Source organism: Halorubrum pallidum, assembly GCF_055380345.1.
In genome coordinates, this window is record NZ_AP043945.1 from 1899148 (window position 1) to 1917085 (window position 17938).

The window sequence follows — 17938 nt, forward strand, 5'->3', positions numbered from 1 at the left end:
CCGCCGTCGGACGCGGAAGCAATCCGGTCACGCCGCGGCGACGTAGCTCCACGCGTTCCGGAGGTGAGACCCGGCAGCGGCGACGGCTCCGACGGCTGGTCTGTTTCCGCCAGACGCCCCGTCGCCGCCGGGGCTGGCACCGCCGCCTGCGGTTCCGCCCGAGGTAGCGTCGCCGGGACTTGCTTCGCCATCCGTCCCGTCCGAGTTACCGTTTCCGGGGGTACTGTCGCGTTCTGCGCCGTCGTTTCCGGGGGCGTCACCATCCCCCGGTTCGTCGTCTGTGGACCCGTTCCGCGAGTGACCGTTCGCCCCGTCCGAGTCGGAAGAGCGACCGGAGGAGTCAGTGACCGACACGTTCGTCGGTGCGGACGCGCCGTTCGAGACCGAACCGCGCGCGCCTCCGCTCGTGTTCGCCGGGCCACTGGCGGGTGGACCGGCGCCGGTCGCGCTCGTCCCGTTTCCACCGCCGACGGTACCGCTCTCGTTGGCTGGACCGGCGGCGGTAGTGGGTCGGCCGGTGTCCGATCGATCGGCTGCTCCGGGGCGCTCCCGGTCGCTGTCGCTGCCGTTAGCGATCCGGTCCGGGGGGCCGCGACGGTCGGGCGGTCCGCGTCGATCCGCGGCGAGGGGGCTTCCCGTCTCGTTGCCGGCGATTCCGCGGGCGATCGCGGCGACCTCCGGACCGCTCAGGTCGCTCGCCCGCTCGCGAACCGCGTTCACCCGCTCCTCGTCGAGGCCGCGCTGAGCCCGAGCCGACGCGGGGAGGCTCTCGGCGACGTCGGCGCTCCGGTTGGTCTCTCGTCGCGCGCTCTCAGCCCGAGCGCTCGTCTCGGCCATCCGCGCGGCGAACGCTCCCTGGCTCAGTTCGCCGGCGTCGCGGCGCTCTCGAAGCTCCCGCTGGCGGCTCTCGATTGCCGCGAGGCGCTCTTCGGTCCGGTTCAGCCGCTCGGCGACGATCGCGGCTCGTTCGGCGTCGGAGTCGGTCCGATCGAGTGCGACCTCGAACGATCGGGACGCCACCTCGCCGTCGATCTCGGCCTGCTGAACACCGACCACGCCCGAGAAGCGCTCACCGGGGCTGACGTCTGCGGCGGCGTCGCTCTCGGCACCCGATCCGGCCGCCGTCTCGTTCGTGTCCGTCGTTGCGTCGTCTCCGCCACCCGTCTCGGTCGTTCCCGGGTCGTCTTGGGCAACGGCGACGCCGACCGGTCCGGCCGCTGCCACGCCGATCAGTCCGACGACCGCGACGGCGACGACGACGGCGACGACTGGTGCGGTCCCTCGATTCATCACCTGCCGGTACGCGGCGGATCCGTATATAAACACTACTCCGTTAAGTCGGATAAACGCGGATTAAGACGGTGGGGTTCGGGCGTGCGGTCACCGAGATGTGAGGTTCGTCTTAGTACGACTTCGCGAAGTACGCCGTCCGCTCGGCGTCGTCGCCACAGATCGCGCAGGTCTCGTCGTGGTCGCCGTTGACGAGCGGGTCGTCGTCCTCGAAGGGAACCATCACGATCTCGGCGGCCATCGGCTCTTTGATCGGCTCCTCGCAGTCTTCGTCGCCGCACCACGGGGTCTTCACGTACCCGCCGTGTTGACCGAGCGTGCCGAGTATCTCGGCGCGGTCGTCCGCCTCGCGCACCGCGCCGTCGAGCGTCTCCTCGGCGGCCGCGTACAGCTTCGCGTAGATCGTCTCGAAGTGGTCGCGGACGGTCTCCGCGACGTCGATCCGATCTTCGACGACGCTCTCGCCGTCGGGGCGGTGGACGAGCGTGAGCTCGTCGTCTTCGACCTCGTGGGGGCCGATCTCGATCCGAAGCGGGACGCCGTTCAGCTCGTGTTCGTTGAACTTGAACCCGGGGTTGCGCTCGTCGCGGTCGTCGAGTTCGACGCGGACGCCCGCGTCGTCGAGGTCGTCGACCACGCCTTCGGCGTACGCCAGCACCTCGTCTTTGGTGTCCTCCTGCCAGATCGGGACGACGACGACCTGCTCTGGCGCGACCGTCGGGGGAACGACGAGCCCCTGCTCGTCGGAGTGAGTCATGATAAGCGCGCCGAGTGCGCGCCACGAGAGTCCCCACGAGGTGGTGTGGGCGGTTCTCTTCTCTTCCGTATCGTCCGAGTACGTGATGTCGAACGCCTCCGCGAACGACTGCCCGAGGTGGTGTGAGGTCGCGCCCTGAACGGATTTGCCGTCCGGCATCAGCGCCTCGACGGTCGTCGTCGTGTCCGCGCCGGGGAACTTGTCGTGGGCGGGCTTTTGTCCCTTCAATACCGGAATCGCCAGTAGGTCCTCGTAGACGGACTCGTACTGGTCGAGCCGCGTCATCGTCTCGTCCCACGCGTCCTCGCGGGTCGCGTGCGCGGTGTGACCCTCCTGCCAGAGGAACTCCTTCGTGCGGAAGAACGGCTTCGTCTCCGTGGCCTCCCAGCGCACGACCGAGCACCACTGGTTCACGCGCAGCGGGAGGTCGCGGTGGCTCCGGACCCACTGACTGATGTACGGGGTGATGATCGACTCGGAGGTCGGACGGACGGCGAGGCGCTCTTCAAGCTCGTTGGTGCCGGCTTCGGTCACCCACGCGACCTCGGGGTCGAACCCCTCGACGATGTCCTTCTCGCGTTCGAGGTAGGACTCGGGGATGAACAGGGGGAAGTAGGCGTTCTGGACGCCGGTCTCTTTGAATTTCGCGTCGAGGAAGCCCTGTAGTCGCTCCCAGAGGGCGTACGCTCGCGGGCGGGTGACGATGAACCCGCTCATCCCATCGGGGCCGTAGTCGGCGAGCCCCGCCTTCTGTACGACCTCGGCGTACCACTCGCCGGTGTTGTGTGACTTGGACTCGGTGATCCCGAGCTCCTGATCGTCGTCGCTCATTACGCACAGAGGGGGCGGTCGCGGGCTTAAAACGTCCGAAGCCGACCGGCCGACCGCGGCGCGGCTGACGGCGGCGGAGCCGTGACGAGCAAGGACGAGAATCACGTCGAGCGAGGCTGCGGCGACCCGTTCCATATCGCCGGAAACGGAGAAACGTTAACCCCGTTCGGCGACCTACCACCGAGCATGGACCTGTCGGGGCTGCGTCGGTACACGCCGGGGACGATCGCCGGAGCGCGCCGCGAGGCGGCCGTGCTGGCTCCGGTCATCGCGCGGGACGAGCCCCACCTGCTTTTCACCAAGCGCGCCGACCACCTCGGCGAGCACCCCGGGCAGATGAGCTTTCCCGGGGGCGGCCGCGAGCCGTTCGACCGGACGCTGACCGACACCGCGCTGCGCGAGGCGAACGAGGAGGTCGGAATGCGTCCCGAGGAAGTCGACGTGCTGGGGCGGATCGACGACACGCGCACGTCGAGTGAGTATCGAATTCGACCGTTCGTCGGCGTCGCGCCCGACCGCGAGTACGTCCCCGACGAGTCGGAGGTCGCGGAGGTGGTCGTCCTCCCCGTGAGCGGACTGACCGACCCCGCGAACTACGAGTCGGAGCGGCGCGACCACCCGACGTACGGCCGACACCGAATCCACTTCTTCCACGTCGACGGCTACACGGTGTGGGGCGCGACCGGTCGAATGGTCGTCCAACTGTTAGAGCGGACCACGGACTGGCGCGCGCCCGAGGAGGTCGACCGCGTGGTCGAACCGGACGCCGAACTCCCGGTCTGAGAGCGAATAGGGCCTGCCGTCGCGGTGAGTGTCGCCGTCGCGGTGAATGTCGCCGTCACGGTGAGTGCCGCCGTCGAGGTGAATGTCGCCGTCACGGTGAGTGCCGCCGTCGCGGTGAATGTCGCCGTCACGGTGAGTGCCGCCGTTCGCAGACGCTGCTACGCGTCCTTTTCGCGGAGCGTCCCGCCGCCCAGTCCCTCCCACGCGACGCGGTAGCCGAGCCGCGAGAGGGCAGCGCTCGCGTCGTCGATGCCGTGGTCGTCAAGGACCGCTTCCGCGGCCGACAGCGCCATCCCCGCGTCGATCTCGTCTGCCACCTCTTCGAGTACCGCGGGACGCACCAGCGTCCGCCCCACGAGTTCGTGGTCGGGGAAGGACTTGTCCGCGATCGCCTCGACGCCGACGCCCCGGTCGGCCGCCAGATCGGCCAGTCGGATCGCGTCGGCATCGGGCGAGAGGGCGTCGGGGAGGTCGGCGGCGGCGGCGGCGACGAACTCGGCCTCGTACTCGCGGAGCACGTCGACCACGTCCTTCACGCGAACGGTCCCGGAGTAGGTGACCACGCGGTGGTCGCGCGCGGCGATCGCCTCGCCGACGCCGAGGCTCTCGTCGACGGCGACGAGCAGATCCACGTCCTCGACGTCCGCGAGCTGGCCGAGCTTCTTTTCGACGTACTCGGGCGTCCAAAACCCCATCACCTCGAAAAACAATCGAAAATCGGCGTGGTCGTAGTCGAACGCGAAGTCCGGGATCATGACGCTCGTGCCGGTTTCTAACGGTTCCGGCTCGCGCACGAGCGTCCAGTCGAGGTCGAGCGCGCGGAACCGGCCGGCGAAGTCGGCCTCGACGCCGCTGTCGAAGTCGGGCTCTGCGACCGGCTCGACGCCGGGAACGGTCACGTCGTCCGCGTCGAGCCGCAGCGTGCGCTCGCGGCCGCGGTCGTCAATCGTCGCCTCCAGTTCCCACTCCGCGGCCCCGGCGACGGTGCGGAGCAGCCGCGCGAACGAGGTGCCGTACCGCCGCGTGCGCGAGAAGAGCGCGTCGGGTCCGGTGACGACCAGCTCTCGCCCCTGCGGGGTCCGTTCCACCTCGTACATCAGCCGCAGGCGTTTGACCGCCGAGACGAGCCGCTTCGGGTCGTTCGACCGGATTCGGACCTCGGTGGCGTCGAAAAGCGCCGTCTGCGCCAGAGAGAGGTCGTACTGCTCCAGCAGCGCATCGGGGTCCCAGCGCACGTCGGCGTCGACGAGGATCTCGTTGCCGTCGCGGTCGGCGTACAGCGACGCCTCCACGTCCTCGGGATCGATCCCGAGGGCGTCGGCGGCGCGGTCGATCGCCGTCTCGCGCTCCGCCTCGCTCGCGACGCCGACCGCCTCCGCGGCCTCGAACGTCGCCCGCCGGACGCGACGCGGGGGAACCGGTGCACGCGTCTCGAAGGTGCAGGCGCGTTCGACGAGCGCCGCGAGCCCGCGGACGAGCTTGAAGTCGCCGCCGGTCTCCGCGGCGTCGGCCTCTAACGCCTCCAGCGCGTCGTCGAGGTCGCCGCGGCGCTCGCCGACGTGCGCCTCGAACGTCCCGAGCACGCGCGCGGCGAGCGGCCGGTGTTCGCGGGCGGTAAAGCGCGGCCGGTAGCCGCCGCCGGCCCGCGAGACGCGCAGGAGGTCCTTCCGGAGCACGTGGCCGAATACGCGAGGAGTCGTCTAAAACCGGGCGGTTCTCTCGGTGCGACACCCTTAACTCCGAAACCCGTCGATCAGCGCGTAATGAGTACCGACGCGGCGAGTGAGGGCGACGACACCGGGGGCGACGGCGACGAACCGGAGGCGTTCGTCCGCGCCTGCGAACACCTCGTCGACCGCATCCTCGCCGGCGAGATCGACCGCGACGACCTGGAGTCCGCCAAGCTCGACGCCTGCTCGCGGTTCTCCTCGCCGAAGGTCCCGAAGAACACCGCGATCCTCGACCACGCGCCGCCGGAGGCCCGCGACGACGTGATCGAGGTCGTCCAGCGCAAACCGGTGCGGACCGCCTCGGGCGTCTCGCCCGTGGCGATCATGACCTCGCCGGAGCTGTGTCCCCACGGGAAGTGCCTCTACTGTCCCGGCGGCCCCGCCTCGGAGTTCTCCTCGGCGCAGTCGTACACCGGTCACGAGCCCGCCGCCGCCCGCGGCGAGCAGAACGACTACGACCCGTACGGGCAGGTCACCCTCCGGCTTGAGCAGCTCCGGAAGATCGGCCACCCGGTCGACAAGGTCGAGCTCATCCTGATGGGCGGGACGATGACGGCACGCTCGCACGACTACCAGGAGTGGTTCGTGAAGCGTGCGCTGCAGGCGATGAACGACTATGATCTGGACACAGAACCGGAGCCCGCCGAAGGCGAGTCGTTCGCACCCGACCCCGAGGAGACCGAGTTCGAGTACCTCGAAGACGTGATCGCGGAAAACGAGACGAACGCGATCCGCAACATCGGCACCACCTTCGAGACGAAGCCCGACTGGTGTGACCCCGAACAGATCGACCGCATGCTCGATCTCGGCGGGACGAAAGTCGAGGTGGGCGTCCAGACCACCTACGAGCGGATCAACCGCGAGATGCACCGCGGCCACGGCAACGAGGCCTCCCGCAACGCGAACCGCCGGCTGCGCGACGCCGCGTTCAAGGTCGGCTTCCACATGATGCCGGGCCAGCCGGGGATGACGACGGAGATGTGCGTCGAGGACTTCCGGCAGCTGTTCGAGGATCCGGCGTGGCGGCCCGACTACCTGAAGATCTACCCGACGCTCGTCGTCGAGGGGACCCGCGTGTACGACCGCTGGCGTCGCGACGACTTCGAGCCGCTCTCGAACGAGGAGGCCGCGGACATCGTCGCCGAGGCCATGGACTGCATCCCCAAGTACACCCGTCTCCAGCGCGTCCAGCGCGACATCCCCGCGGACTTCATCGAGGGCGGCGTCTGGAAGTCGAACCTCCGGCAGCTCGCGAGCCAGCGCGCCGAAGAGAAGGGGATCGTCCAGCGGGACATCCGCGCCCGCGAGGTCGGCCACAACGACGCCGATCCCGATCCCGACGACGTCGAACTCGACGTGATGACCTACGAGGCCGGCGGCGGAACGGAGCACTTCATCTCTTTCGAGGACCCCGTCCGCGACCTGCTCGTCGGCTTCTGTCGGCTGCGGTTCCCCTCATTTTCGCCCGACCAGCCCGGCGCGCCGGGAACCGAGAGCGACGCGGTCCGACCCGAACTCGACGACGCCGCCCTGCTCCGCGAGCTGCACGTGTACGGGAGCGAAGTCGCCATCGGCGGCGACGGCGACTGGCAACACAAGGGGTACGGAAAACGCCTCTTAGAGCGCGCCGAGGAACTCGCTCGCGACGCGGGATACCGGAAACTCGCGATCATATCCGGGATCGGCGCGCGCGAGTACTACCGGAGTAAGCTCGGCTACCACCAAGACGGACCGTACGTCTCGAAGCGGCTGTGACGCCTCGATCCCATCGAGGCAGGTGGGTCGGGCGCCCCCATCGTTCCTCGTTTCTGCACCGAGGTGTCGGGTGTCGGGCGTCCGGCGGGTCCGACGTGACCAGTATTATCTCTCTGGCTCTGTTGAAATCCTCAACAGGTAATGTATTCTGCCCCGGCTGCGGTCAATACAGGTCCTAGAAGCAGCTCATTGCGAAGACAAAATTGGGGCGACTTCTGTCTCAGTCACTGGTGATCGTTAGATCAAACCGTGCTTGGACTTCATCACTATGCTGATTTTTTCGCCAGACTGTAACTCCATACTGGTACTCGCCGGGTTCCACGGAATCGGAAATGGCAATGGGGGCCTCGACAGTTACGTCGGTACGTGACGACCAGAACCATTGAGGTGGATCTGAGTCACCTCCAGAATCCGGCGGCGGTGTCACATCAATTTCAGATCGAGTTGTCACGATCGTTATCCCTTCTGGCGCTGGTTGAAACGAAAATCCGCCAATATCAGTCACCTCTATGGTGATCATTGATTTCTCACCGGGTGAAAGTGTCAATTCCTCCCCGTCAATAGTCGGATTCCATGGCAACAATCCAGTACAGCCGGCTGAGATGATTGCGCCACCAACTAGAGGGCCAGAAACGAATTTTCTTCGGTCCATACTATCTGATTCTGATCGAATCGGAGTAATTCTTTGGGCGTCTTGACATTTCTCGGCTCTGTTGAGATCCTATTCTTCAGACAGATTCTCACCTGAAACAGCCGGTCGATGTGGGCTGCGTATTGACTACCAACAGCACGGCCAGTTCAAGGAGGTGAGCTGATGGGTACTGCGGAAAACAATTTCCCGTTGTGACCCCTACGTTCTAAAGATGGTTTCCAAGGAACTCGACAACGTAGATAAAGCCATACTGTACCTTCTTCAGCAGGATGCCCGACGTAATACGACCGAGGACATGGCTGAGAAAGTCGGTGTTTCGTCCAGTACGGTTGCTAATCGAATCAACAGTCTTGAGGAGCGTGGTGTCATTCTCAGTTATCATCCCATCATCAAGTACAGTGAAACGGGGTTAGGTCACCACCTCCTCGTGACCGCGACAGTTCCCCTACAGGACCGAGAGAAGATGTTAGACGACATCATGGAGATGTCCGGCGTCATAAGCATCCGTGAGCTATTGACGAACAATGAAAACTTGTCAATGGAAGTCGTGGGCCGGACGTCTGAAGACATTGAGGATACTCTTGAAGCGTTGGATGCACTCGGCGTCGATATTGAACGGATGGAGATGATGAAGCAGGAACGAACCAACCCGTACAACCACTTCGGGGAAGAGTTTACGAATGAGGCAGACACTGGATAATTTCCAGCCCCTCTTAAGTCGCTTTAGAAATTATCAAATACCCAATAGGTTCAAGAGGGGTGAGTGTCTATAGTGGTCTATGGTCCAATCAAAGGCTGCAACGGCGCACGCCGATAATGTAACCTATGAAGTAGTTAAACGAGTATCCGAAGTAGAGGACGTTGACCCTCTCGAAGTTACTCCCCCGCTCAATGAAGTAATCGACCCCGACGCCTTGGAGAGCTTATTTGCCAAGGACCGAGGACTTGGGAAGGTTATTTTCAATTACGCCGGCTACGAGGTGAGTGTTTTCTCTGATGGGTATGTTTCGGTCAAATCGCGCGATACTTGACATCCTCCCGCGCCTGAAGACGCGGGAATCCCACGGTACCGTACCGCTGGATTGGGATATTACGGTTTGCAGTCTACCACTTGTTCCTGCGGTTGGAATCCGCTGGACAAGTCATACAGGTAGACGTCAGGCTGTGCCAACCAGCCGGTACTCCTATCCCCGGACAACTGTCCAGAAGACTCGGAGTTACTTTGGTTCATGTCGAGACGGATGTTCTCCGCCCGGTTCACATCAGCGTTGAACGCCGCATCACACGTCTCGCACACGTACAGACCGCGTTCGACGCGCTGGCTGTCATCTTCCCTACCACAGACGCAACACGTCTTGCTCGTGTCGCGCTCTGAAACTTCCACAACTTCGATGCCCTCGATCTTGGCCTTGTATTCGAGGATATCGGTGAAGCGGTCGAACGCCCACCCGTGCAGGTCGAGGTTGCCGTGCTTTCCCCAGTTTTTCGCTTGGCCATCTTCATCCTCGCGGACGCCCTCTAAATCGCCGACATTGAGACGACCAACACCCCGCTCGACACAGTTCTCGACGATATGCTTAGCGAGACCATGAAAGAAGTGGGTGCGGCGCTCCGACCACTTCGCGTGTAGACGAGTGGCTTCTTCGCCACCCGAGTCGTCGCACTTGGCGATCTCTTTTGGAAAGTAGTAGCCGTCCTGTTTCAAGCGATTGCCGGGATACAGGTCGGCTTCCTCGGTACTGTACGCAACTGCTGCGAAGTTACAGATACCGAGGTCGATTCCCGCTGTCTCGGTGCCAGGGGCGTCGGGTGTCTCAACTTCGTCTTTGCAGACGAGGTGTAGTTCCCACCGGCCTTTTGAGTTGTCGTAGACGGCACGAACCTGTTGCAGGTTCTCGACCGTGACGCCGGGGCGGGTTTCGTATTCGACAAGGATGTATTCCCACGCTTTCGGGTGGTCCTTGTGATTCGCGCCCTTCGAGAGCCTGACTCGGTTGTTCTTCGAATCGTGTTTGATGCCGTTTTGCTTCCACGTCACCGTCGAACGCGGGTGTTCTTCGTGAACGCGGTTGCCGTGGTCGTCGTAGTAGTTTTCCTTGCGGTAGCCGGGCGGATTCGCCCGATTGTCAGACTTCCTCTTTTCGTACCACGAGTTGAAGGCTTCAGCGAGTTCCTCCAGAACGCGCTGACTGGACTGCGAATGCAGTCCCTTGTAGTTGGTGTGACCTTTCAACTCGTCTTTGAGAGAGCCGTGATCGGGTATCTCACCCGTCTCCTCCCAGACTTGCCGGGTGTGGTAGTTAGCGACGTTCCAGAGTTTACTGGCACTCCACCCGTGGCGGTCAAGCGACCCCTCTACCTGACTGTGGTTGAGGATTTTCGCTTTGTGGGTGCGGTGGACTTCCAATATTCTGAAACGACTGTATAATCATTTATACTCGTATTTCATTAAAAGGTCCGGGTTGAGAACGGTGGAATATCCGACCCTGCCATCGATGGTGGATTGTGGAGGCGTTGTCGGATTCATCCTGACTCTAAAGGGTCAGGTATTCACCTCGATTTTGTATAACACTTTGTTGTATACACGTTCTGTACTGACCGCAATCGCGTCAAAATATATCACTTGCGAAGGATTTCAACAGAGCCATCTCTCTGTAGCCTCTCACTCGGGCATGGACGACGGCTGGATTCCCGACGAAGACTGGCGGACGATCGTCGCGAACGTCCCGATCGTCTCGGTCGACCTCGTCATTCGACGCGAGGGCGGCGTGCTCCTCGGCCGGCGGACGAACGAGCCCGTGAAAGGCCACTGGTTCGTGCCGGGCGGTCGCGTGCGGAAAGGCGAGACGCGCCGCGAGGCGGTCCACCGAGTCGCGAGCGAGGAACTCGGGATCGACGTCGAGATCGTCGAGTCGCTCGGGGCGTTCGAACATCAGTACGAGACTGCAGATGTCGACGGCGTCGACTCGAAGCACTACCTCGCGAACGGGTACGTCGTCGACGTCGTAGGGGGAGTTGGTACCGACGGCGTCAACGACAATGACGCACTGACGGCGGACGACCAACACGACGCATTCCGCGTGTTCCGGTCGCTGCCGGAGCCATGTCACGAGTACGTCCGCGCCTATGTCGAGGCCGCCGCGACCGTGGACGCGTGGTCGGTGTAGCCGTCGTCGAGGCGGACCCGAACCTCGGAACGCGACAGCGGGACAGCGTCGCGACGTGGAACCATCGAGACAGACGAAACGTACTCACCCTCGGTCCCCGCGATCTCCGCACGGTGACACGCGAAGGGAGTGCCTGCGGAAAGACAGACGAAACGTACTGTCTGGATCGTGCGACTTTCGTGGAGTGAGAGAGTACGTTTCGTCTGTCTTGGGGTTGATAGCGGGAGTGCCAGAGACGTCGGGAGTCCCGGAGGTGGAGCGTCTCAGAGGTGGGGCGTCTCAGAGGTGGGGCGCCTCGGTGGTGCAGCGTCTCGAAGTGGATCTCAGGGTGCGGGCTCCGATTCAGCCTCTCGTCGGATGTCGAGGACGATCTGCGGGTCGAGATCGAGTTCGTACTCGTAGTATCGTCCGCCGCCTTCGCCGTGGTTTCGGTCCCGGCGTTGTAAGAATCCGAGCATGTGCAGATCGGAGAGGTGATTCTGGATGCTCTTGAGCGTCGTGAGAGGGTCCACGGCGTGCGAGTCGGCGACCGATTCGTACCGATCTTTGATCGTTCGCGACCGGGCGGGCGAATCGTCCTGCTGTTCGATGTACGCAACGGTTTCGAGCAGAAGCTGTGCGTGTTGCGTCTGATCTCGAATGCGGTTCCGCAGTCGGCCTCGCTGGACGAGTTCCTGCGCTTTGACGATGTGTGAGTCGTCGACGCACTCGTCGTCACATCGCGTGGCGACCTCTCCGCCGACGCGGAGGAGGTCGATCGCCTGCCGGGCGTTACCGCGGTCTTTTGCCGCGATCGCCGCCGCCCTCGCGATGGCCGAGTCGTCACACGCGTCCGCGACGAACGCCCGATCGGCGCGGTCGGCGAGAATGGTCCGGAGTTCGCTCGCGTCGTACGGACTGAAGGAGATCTCCGTCTCCATGAGCGTGTCCTTCACCTTCGGCGACAACGACTGCCTGAAGGTGTAGTTGTTGCTGATCCCGATGACGCCGACCTTCGACTCGGTGATGTGGCCTATCGAACGCGCCCGAGGAAGTTCATAAAGGAGCGTGTCGACATCGTCCAGGTGATCGATCTCGTCGAAGACGACGAGGTGCGTGCCGCCGATCCGGTCGAGTTGCGCGTAGAGTTCCTCGAACGCGTCGGCCGTTCCGAGTCCGCGCTTCGGAAAGTCACTCGCGTGATCGGGGAGCAGCTCGTTGACGAGGGTCCGTACGACCGTGTAGAGTGACTTCCCGTTGCAGTTCAACTCGTGAACGTGGAGGTCGTCGGCGTCCGATCGCTTCGTGACTTCCTCTTGAAGCGCCTCCATCATGTACGTCGTGACGGCCGTCTTTCCGAGCCCGGCTTTCCCGTACAGCATGACGTTCTGCGGAGTACGGCCGAAGAGGACGTCTTGGAGCGCGTGGCGATACTGGTCGATCTCCTCGTCGCGTTCGAGGATCTGGTCCGGTTGATGGTCCTCCGAGAGCACCCCCTTCGAAACGAAGATCGATCGCTCGACGTCGCTGAATGGACCGGCCATACGTACGTTGGAGTTACTACAATAATATATAAAACCTGCTTTTGTTTGTCTCGTCTGACTCACAGTGTACCGCCCGTCGCTGCAGATGGTTGTCGGCCCGTCAGATTATCGTATCGGCCCGTCAAGTTATCGTGTCCATCACGCACATGTACGCACACTGGTGTGTGTACGCATACTGATGTGCACGAGGGGCGACCGCAGAGTCCGATCGACAGCGGAAAGACAGACGAAACACACTGTCTCTCTCGCGCCGTGGGTGCCAGACGGAACGGACGGGATTCGCGCAACCGATCCCGCTGCGACCACAGTTGATCGGCCATCCGTAGGCGGAAAGACAGACGAAACGCACTGTCTGCGTCTCGGCACAGGGGGTGCGACGGCGGACGCAGCTCACTCGTTTCGGGAACGCCGAGTGACGACCTCCCAACCCACGCCCCGGTCGCAGACAGACGAAACGTACTGTCTCCGTCTCTCTCAAACGCCAACGACGGGACCCTTCGTGCGGAGTCATCGAGGTGATCCCGAGCCTGTCGATCCCGAATCCAGAGAATCCTCGGGCACGTCGGCGATGCCGTAGTTGGTGTTGATCGCTATCAGTGCCCCACGACTGAGGTCGTGGGCTTGTCAGAGACTCTCCTTCTGCCGTTGAATCGACACCGGCGGAGACAGACGACTGACCCAAACCGTCTTTCCGCCCGGCGGTGAAGCCGTGGTATGTTCGGAACCAGCGGCGTGCGCGGACCGGTCGGAGAGACGGTCACGGCCGATCTCGCGCTCGACATCGGGCGAGCACTGGCGTCTGACGGTGCCGACACGGTCGTGGTCGGCCGCGACGCTCGCGAGAGCGGGGCCACGCTGCTCCGTGCCCTCTCGGCCGGCGTCACCGAGTGTGGCGGCGACGTGATCGACATCGGGGTCCAGCCGACGCCGACCGTCGCGCGGAGTGTGGTCGACGAGGACGCAGACGCCGGCGTCGTCGTCACCGCCTCGCACAACCCGGCGCCCGACAACGGGATCAAGCTCTGGGCGGCCGACGGGAGGGCGTTCGGCGAGGACGCGAACGGTCGGATCGCCGACATCGTCCGCGAGGAGGCGTTCGACCTCGGGGCGTGGGACGAACTCGGCGAGCACCGCACGGGTGACGCGGCGCGGGGCCACCACGAGCGCGCGCTCCGGGAGTCGGTCGCGATCCCGGACGACCTCGCCGTCGTCGTCGACCTCGGGAACGGCGTGGGGCGAGTCACCGCCGACGCACTTCACGCGGCCGGCTGCGACGTGGAGACGCTCAACGCTCAACGGGACGGGAGATTTCCCGGGCGGCCGAGCGAACCCACGGCCGAGAACTGTCAGACCGCCTGCGCGGTCGTCGAAGCGACGGACGCCGACTTCGGAGTCGTCCACGACGGCGACGCGGACCGGATGATGGCGATCGACGAGCGCGGGCGGTTCGTCTCCGGCGACGCCCTGCTCGCGCTGTTCGCCCGCCGCGAGGCCGGCGAGGGCGACCGCGTGGCGGTCCCGGTCGACACCAGCCTGCTCGTCGCCGACACGCTCGCCGAAGTCGGCGCGGACGTGACGTACACCCCCGTCGGCGACGCGTACGTCGCCGCTGAAACCACACAGGCGGACGTCGTCTTCGGCGGCGAGCCGAGCGGGGCGTGGATCTGGCCCGAACAGACGCCCTGTCCGGACGGACCGCTCGCGGCCTGCACGCTGGCCGCGCTGGTCGGATCCGAGGGGTCGCTGGCCGCCGCGGTCGACGATCTCCCGACGTATCCGATCCGAAGAGACTCCGTGCGTACTGAATCGAAGCGAGCGGTCGTCGACCGCGTTGCCGAAATCGCACGTGACGAGTTCGCCGATATTTCGACGCTGGACGGGATCCGCGTCGAGACCGACGCTGGCTGGTTCCTCGTGCGCGCGAGCGGTACCGAACCGCTGGTGCGGCTGACGGCGGAGGCGCGCGACGAGACGGACGCCGACGCGCTGTTCGAGACGACGCGAGATCTGGTCGCCCGCGCCGCAGAAAAGACACGCTAGACGGAGCGATTTCGTCTCGTCGTGGAGCGCCTCGACACGCGCTGAGACCCAGTTGAGAACCGCGAACAGCCCTTGCGATGCTCGTATTCGTCATCGGCGTGATAGCGATCGCGTCGCTCGGGATGACCGGCGGCGCGCGAGAATGACGGGCCACAGCCAACCTCGGGAGCCTCGCGAACGAAGCGAGTGTCTCAACCCGACGAGGATATCGAGACCGACGGAATCACCCTGACACTCACCGTGTTTTGGACATCTCTCCGTTCACCAGAGGCTAAAGAGACGCTGATACTGCTCTATAGCAGTCAATATCAGTTCCAAGTAACGATTATAGTGACACCTCCCGCATGACGGATCGTGAGCTACGAGAGCGATCAGACGGACCACTGTGGTGGGTTCGTCTGCGTTCAGACCACGGGTCGAATCCAGATGGCGGCGACGCTCGCCGAGCGCGAGCGTGACCGTCGTACGGCGAGTGATCAGATCGAGATACGACCGGTGGGGCACAGCCTGCCGACCACGTCACCCGTTGTACCCGCTGCTCTCGGATTCAACCGACAGCAGTCGCAGCCACCGCCTTCCCGGCGAACACGGCCAGTAGAACGCATCGGCTCATCGGCAACCGACCATGAGAGGCGGGAACCATGACTGAAGTAAAATCCGACGACGAACGAGCGGATCTCGACGGACTGTCTGTCGGACGAGCGGCCGACATCATCGCCGATGACGAGGAAAGAGTCAGCGAAATGCGAGAAACCCTCGCGATCCTCGCGCAGGACGGGACGATCCGCCGGTCGGCCGTCGACGACGCAGTGGCGAACGCGTCGATGGTGGTGACGACTGCGGAGACACGAGTCGAACTCGCCGCGGGAAAACTGGACAGCGCGCGGAAAACGGCAGTCCCGGTCTCGGATTTGGACCTCGTGTCGGCACGCATCACCTCCTTCGAGGAGCGTCTCCACGCTATCGAAGACCGAGCGGACACTCTCGGTGAGGCCATCCAAGAGATACTTTCGATGAAAACGGACGGCGATCTCTACGAGATCGCACGACGGATCAGGCGGGTTACAAACGCTGCGACCGAGACCCAGCGAGCCGCCGATGACCTTCAGTTGGAGCTTGAATCGTTCGAGGGGTGGCTCACCAACGCTGACAGACGAGCCGATGAACTCGTAGATGACGTCGAAGCGGTCGCAGAGTCGATAAACGAACTTGACACCGTCGCCGAAGCGCTTGCCGGTGCCGACGGCGACTCCGAGAGTGAGAAGGCACAGACGTGGATCGCAGCGATGATCCGCCACCGGGTCGTGTCGTTGATGATAGTGGATCTCCGAGCGGAGTCGGCGGCCCTTCGAAGGTGGGCCGAGCGTGAGAGTAGTCGGCCGCCTTCAGCGATCGAACCCCGACTCGACGAGATTGAGACCAGCCATGAAGCCGTCGGCGAACGACTCACTGCGCATGCCAACCCCAAGTGGACCGCGCAGTATGGCGACCAGTTGACCGCGCTCGACGAGGCGCTCGACAGCATGGAACCGCCGGTTGCGTGGGACGAGGTTGAAGCCATCACGACAGAACACCGTTCCGAAGGGACGTAGCGAACGCTGGCTCGAAACCGACGTCGACGGTGAACGCCTCACCGAGGGGTCGTGGATGCAAAGCGCGTCGTAAAAGTAGGAAGCCACGGGGCTTGACCCCGTGGTGCGTTCACGGTAGCTCGGGCAGTCAGCCATCGATATTATCGGCGCGGATCGCGGATCTCGCGGCAACATCGGCTATAGATAGACCGCACTCAGCCGTTCGCCGTAGGTGACAGAGTGTGGTCGACAGCGCGACTGCCGCGGGAATCTCTCCCGACATCGACCCGTCGTACAGCCGGTTTTCGACCGTCGCAATACCGTCTATGGCATCATCACACCGATCTCTCGCCTGGTGGACGTTCTCAGTATCGCTCTCAAGGACAGCGGTGACCGCGTCGTCGACGGCGCACGCAACGTCGTCGGCCACGGAACACACGTCTGTGGCTGCCGTATCCGCGGGCGGCTCGGAGACCTTTTCGCCGGTGCGCGCAATTCGAACGGCCTGATCGGACACCGTTTCGAGGTGACAGGCGATCGCATAGTAGGTGAATAAATCAGGCCGAGAAACATCCAAGGCATCGAGTTCGGCGTGTGAGACCAGCGACCGTGAGAAATGTCGCGAGACCATCTCCGCGGAGCGGCGTGCCTCGTCGGCGCGGTCGCGAATGCTCGGACGTGCGTTCGCGGCGTCGACGAACGCCTCGGTCGCGTCGCGGAGAAGGGAGACGACCACGTACTGCAGCTGCACGATCGACTGGCGGACGGAGACAGATGAGGTGTCCAAGAGGTGTCTGATCGTAATCTCTGCGTCTGACTCGCTAAGAATGTTCGTCCCGATGAGATCTCGAACAGTCGACCGGGCGGCTTTGCGCTCCGCATCGGAAAACGTGCCGACCCGACGCAGCGTGATCGTCTCGAACCCAATCGCATGCGCCGTTCGAACGGCTCGCTTGACAGCGTCAGTGCCGCCGCCGTCAACATCAACCGTTGCGTCGTCCAGACAGCTGAGGTCGGCGTCCGTCGATCGGATGAGGATCGATCCGTCACGATGTGTGTACAGGTGTAGCTCCATGCCGACCTCGAAGCCGTGATTGGTTGCCCACCCCTTCGGAATTGAGACAGTGAAGGTGCCGCCGCCGACCTCCTGCAACTTTCTGGTCTCCATCGTCAGTAGATCAGCTCGGGATCGCTGTCGTTCATGTAAAGCGTGCGTGCAGCGATGTTGACGGCGTGATCGCCGACCCGTTCGAGATCACGGATCGTGAGCAGTATCCGCGACACGTCATCGAGCAGCTGCTCGATCTCCCAGCGGTCGGACTCGCTGGCGATCAGCTCGCGGACGACGGCTTCGCTGGCGTTCTGACACAACGCGTCGAGCTCGTCGTCACGTTCGGCGATCGCCCGACACGTCTCGGGATCGGCGTCGACGTACGCGTCGATAGCTTCTCGAACCTGATTGTAGGCGGTCTCGCCGATGTTTTGGATCCGGCCCTCGGAGATGACTTCTGAGCTACCGGCGAGCGTATATCCGGCCAGATTCGTCGCGAGGTCACCGATCCGCTCCAGATCGGTGAGGATCTTGAACGACGCGGCGACGAAGCGCAGGTCCGAGGCGACGGGCTGTTGGAGCGCGATCAGGTCGATGCAGTCGCCCTCGAGGTCGAGGTATCGCTGGTTGACGCGCTCGTCGCCGTCGATCACCTCGCGGGCCGATCCGTGGTCGTCGCGTTCGAGTGCGTCAAGCGCCTGCGAGAGCTGATCGAGCACGGTCTTCGCCATCGACTCGACGTCGGCCCGCAGCTCGTCCAGCGACTCGCGATACTCTTCTCGGGGCAC

15 protein-coding genes are annotated in these 17938 nt (G+C 63.8%); 7 read left to right on the top strand and 8 right to left on the bottom strand.

Going from position 1 to position 17938, the window contains the following annotated elements:
• Positions 1–27: 27 nt before the first annotated feature.
• Together ACZ45C_RS11370 and proS are read right to left on the bottom strand one after the other, a co-directional pair.
• On the bottom strand, positions 28–1290 hold the full coding sequence (locus tag ACZ45C_RS11370) for a DUF7096 domain-containing protein (RefSeq protein WP_460562554.1): 1263 nt from the start codon (positions 1288–1290) through the stop codon (positions 28–30).
• A 112-nt stretch (positions 1291–1402) separates the two neighbouring features.
• Complete coding sequence (gene proS, locus ACZ45C_RS11375) at positions 1403–2878, bottom strand: proline--tRNA ligase (RefSeq protein ID WP_460562552.1); 1476 nt, start codon at positions 2876–2878, stop codon at positions 1403–1405.
• Between the two features lie 186 nt (positions 2879–3064).
• Here proS and ACZ45C_RS11380 point away from each other — a divergent pair, with 186 nt between their 5' ends.
• Positions 3065–3661: an NUDIX hydrolase gene (locus ACZ45C_RS11380; RefSeq protein WP_460562705.1), complete on the top strand. Its 597-nt coding sequence runs from the start codon at positions 3065–3067 to the stop codon at positions 3659–3661.
• 158 nt (positions 3662–3819) lie between these two features.
• Here ACZ45C_RS11380 and ACZ45C_RS11385 read toward each other — a convergent pair whose 3' ends face one another.
• Entirely contained in the window at positions 3820–5337 is a 1518-nt protein-coding gene (locus ACZ45C_RS11385; RefSeq protein ID WP_460562550.1) for a DUF790 family protein, read from the bottom strand.
• 87 nt (positions 5338–5424) lie between these two features.
• Between ACZ45C_RS11385 and ACZ45C_RS11390 the strand changes: the two genes are divergently transcribed.
• A complete protein-coding gene (locus ACZ45C_RS11390; RefSeq protein ID WP_460562548.1) occupies positions 5425–7146 on the top strand; it encodes a tRNA uridine(34) 5-carboxymethylaminomethyl modification radical SAM/GNAT enzyme Elp3 in 1722 nt (573 codons plus the stop codon).
• A 220-nt stretch (positions 7147–7366) separates the two neighbouring features.
• On the opposite strand, the gene ACZ45C_RS11395 is transcribed toward ACZ45C_RS11390, so the two are convergent.
• On the bottom strand, positions 7367–7798 hold the full coding sequence (locus tag ACZ45C_RS11395) for a hypothetical protein (protein ID WP_460562546.1): 432 nt from the start codon (positions 7796–7798) through the stop codon (positions 7367–7369).
• A 211-nt stretch (positions 7799–8009) separates the two neighbouring features.
• Here ACZ45C_RS11395 and ACZ45C_RS11400 point away from each other — a divergent pair, with 211 nt between their 5' ends.
• Together ACZ45C_RS11400 and ACZ45C_RS11405 are read left to right on the top strand one after the other, a co-directional pair.
• Positions 8010–8498: an Lrp/AsnC family transcriptional regulator gene (locus ACZ45C_RS11400; protein ID WP_460562544.1), complete on the top strand. Its 489-nt coding sequence runs from the start codon at positions 8010–8012 to the stop codon at positions 8496–8498.
• Between the two features lie 79 nt (positions 8499–8577).
• Positions 8578–8829 carry a HalOD1 output domain-containing protein gene (locus ACZ45C_RS11405; protein ID WP_460562542.1) on the top strand — a complete coding sequence of 84 codons (252 nt, stop codon included), beginning with the start codon at positions 8578–8580 and terminating at the stop codon, positions 8827–8829.
• Positions 8830–8888: 59 nt separating this feature from the next.
• Here the strand turns inward: ACZ45C_RS11405 and ACZ45C_RS11410 are convergent, their stop codons facing one another.
• Entirely contained in the window at positions 8889–10208 is a 1320-nt protein-coding gene (locus ACZ45C_RS11410) for an RNA-guided endonuclease InsQ/TnpB family protein (protein ID WP_460562704.1), read from the bottom strand.
• Positions 10209–10470: 262 nt separating this feature from the next.
• On the opposite strand from ACZ45C_RS11410, the gene ACZ45C_RS11415 reads away from it, so the two are divergent.
• Positions 10471–10965 (top strand): NUDIX domain-containing protein, encoded by a 495-nt coding sequence (locus ACZ45C_RS11415; protein ID WP_460562540.1) that lies wholly within the window; start codon positions 10471–10473, stop codon positions 10963–10965.
• A gap of 323 nt (positions 10966–11288) precedes the next feature.
• On the opposite strand, the gene ACZ45C_RS11420 is transcribed toward ACZ45C_RS11415, so the two are convergent.
• Complete coding sequence (locus ACZ45C_RS11420) at positions 11289–12488, bottom strand: orc1/cdc6 family replication initiation protein (RefSeq protein WP_460562538.1); 1200 nt, start codon at positions 12486–12488, stop codon at positions 11289–11291.
• Between the two features lie 714 nt (positions 12489–13202).
• On the opposite strand from ACZ45C_RS11420, the gene glmM reads away from it, so the two are divergent.
• Positions 13203–14528: a phosphoglucosamine mutase gene (gene glmM / locus ACZ45C_RS11425; RefSeq protein ID WP_460562536.1), complete on the top strand. Its 1326-nt coding sequence runs from the start codon at positions 13203–13205 to the stop codon at positions 14526–14528.
• A gap of 641 nt (positions 14529–15169) precedes the next feature.
• A complete protein-coding gene (locus ACZ45C_RS11430) occupies positions 15170–16120 on the top strand; it encodes a halo transducer protein (RefSeq protein ID WP_460562534.1) in 951 nt (316 codons plus the stop codon).
• Between the two features lie 127 nt (positions 16121–16247).
• On the opposite strand, the gene ACZ45C_RS11435 is transcribed toward ACZ45C_RS11430, so the two are convergent.
• Together ACZ45C_RS11435 and phoU are read right to left on the bottom strand one after the other, a co-directional pair.
• On the bottom strand, positions 16248–17267 hold the full coding sequence (locus tag ACZ45C_RS11435) for an AbrB/MazE/SpoVT family DNA-binding domain-containing protein (protein ID WP_460562532.1): 1020 nt from the start codon (positions 17265–17267) through the stop codon (positions 16248–16250).
• Between the two features lie 2 nt (positions 17268–17269).
• The gene (phoU, locus tag ACZ45C_RS11440) at positions 17270–17938 is read right to left on the bottom strand and encodes a phosphate signaling complex protein PhoU (RefSeq protein WP_460562530.1); all 669 of its coding nucleotides are present in this window, start codon (positions 17936–17938) and stop codon (positions 17270–17272) included.

Bases quoted from the DNA above. Each gene is read 5' to 3' on its own strand.
- ACZ45C_RS11370 (WP_460562554.1), bottom strand. From the start codon at position 1,290: ATGAATCGAGGGACCGCACCAGTCGTCGCCGTCGTCGTCGCCGTCGCG.
- proS (WP_460562552.1), bottom strand. From the start codon at position 2,878: ATGAGCGACGACGATCAGGAGCTCGGGATCACCGAGTCCAAGTCACAC.
- ACZ45C_RS11380 (WP_460562705.1), top strand. From the start codon at position 3,065: ATGGACCTGTCGGGGCTGCGTCGGTACACGCCGGGGACGATCGCCGGA.
- ACZ45C_RS11390 (WP_460562548.1), top strand. From the start codon at position 5,425: ATGAGTACCGACGCGGCGAGTGAGGGCGACGACACCGGGGGCGACGGC.
- ACZ45C_RS11395 (WP_460562546.1), bottom strand. From the start codon at position 7,798: ATGGACCGAAGAAAATTCGTTTCTGGCCCTCTAGTTGGTGGCGCAATC.
- ACZ45C_RS11400 (WP_460562544.1), top strand. From the start codon at position 8,010: ATGGTTTCCAAGGAACTCGACAACGTAGATAAAGCCATACTGTACCTT.
- ACZ45C_RS11405 (WP_460562542.1), top strand. From the start codon at position 8,578: ATGGTCCAATCAAAGGCTGCAACGGCGCACGCCGATAATGTAACCTAT.
- ACZ45C_RS11415 (WP_460562540.1), top strand. From the start codon at position 10,471: ATGGACGACGGCTGGATTCCCGACGAAGACTGGCGGACGATCGTCGCG.
- ACZ45C_RS11420 (WP_460562538.1), bottom strand. From the start codon at position 12,488: ATGGCCGGTCCATTCAGCGACGTCGAGCGATCGATCTTCGTTTCGAAG.
- glmM (WP_460562536.1), top strand. From the start codon at position 13,203: ATGTTCGGAACCAGCGGCGTGCGCGGACCGGTCGGAGAGACGGTCACG.
- ACZ45C_RS11430 (WP_460562534.1), top strand. From the start codon at position 15,170: ATGACTGAAGTAAAATCCGACGACGAACGAGCGGATCTCGACGGACTG.
- ACZ45C_RS11435 (WP_460562532.1), bottom strand. From the start codon at position 17,267: ATGGAGACCAGAAAGTTGCAGGAGGTCGGCGGCGGCACCTTCACTGTC.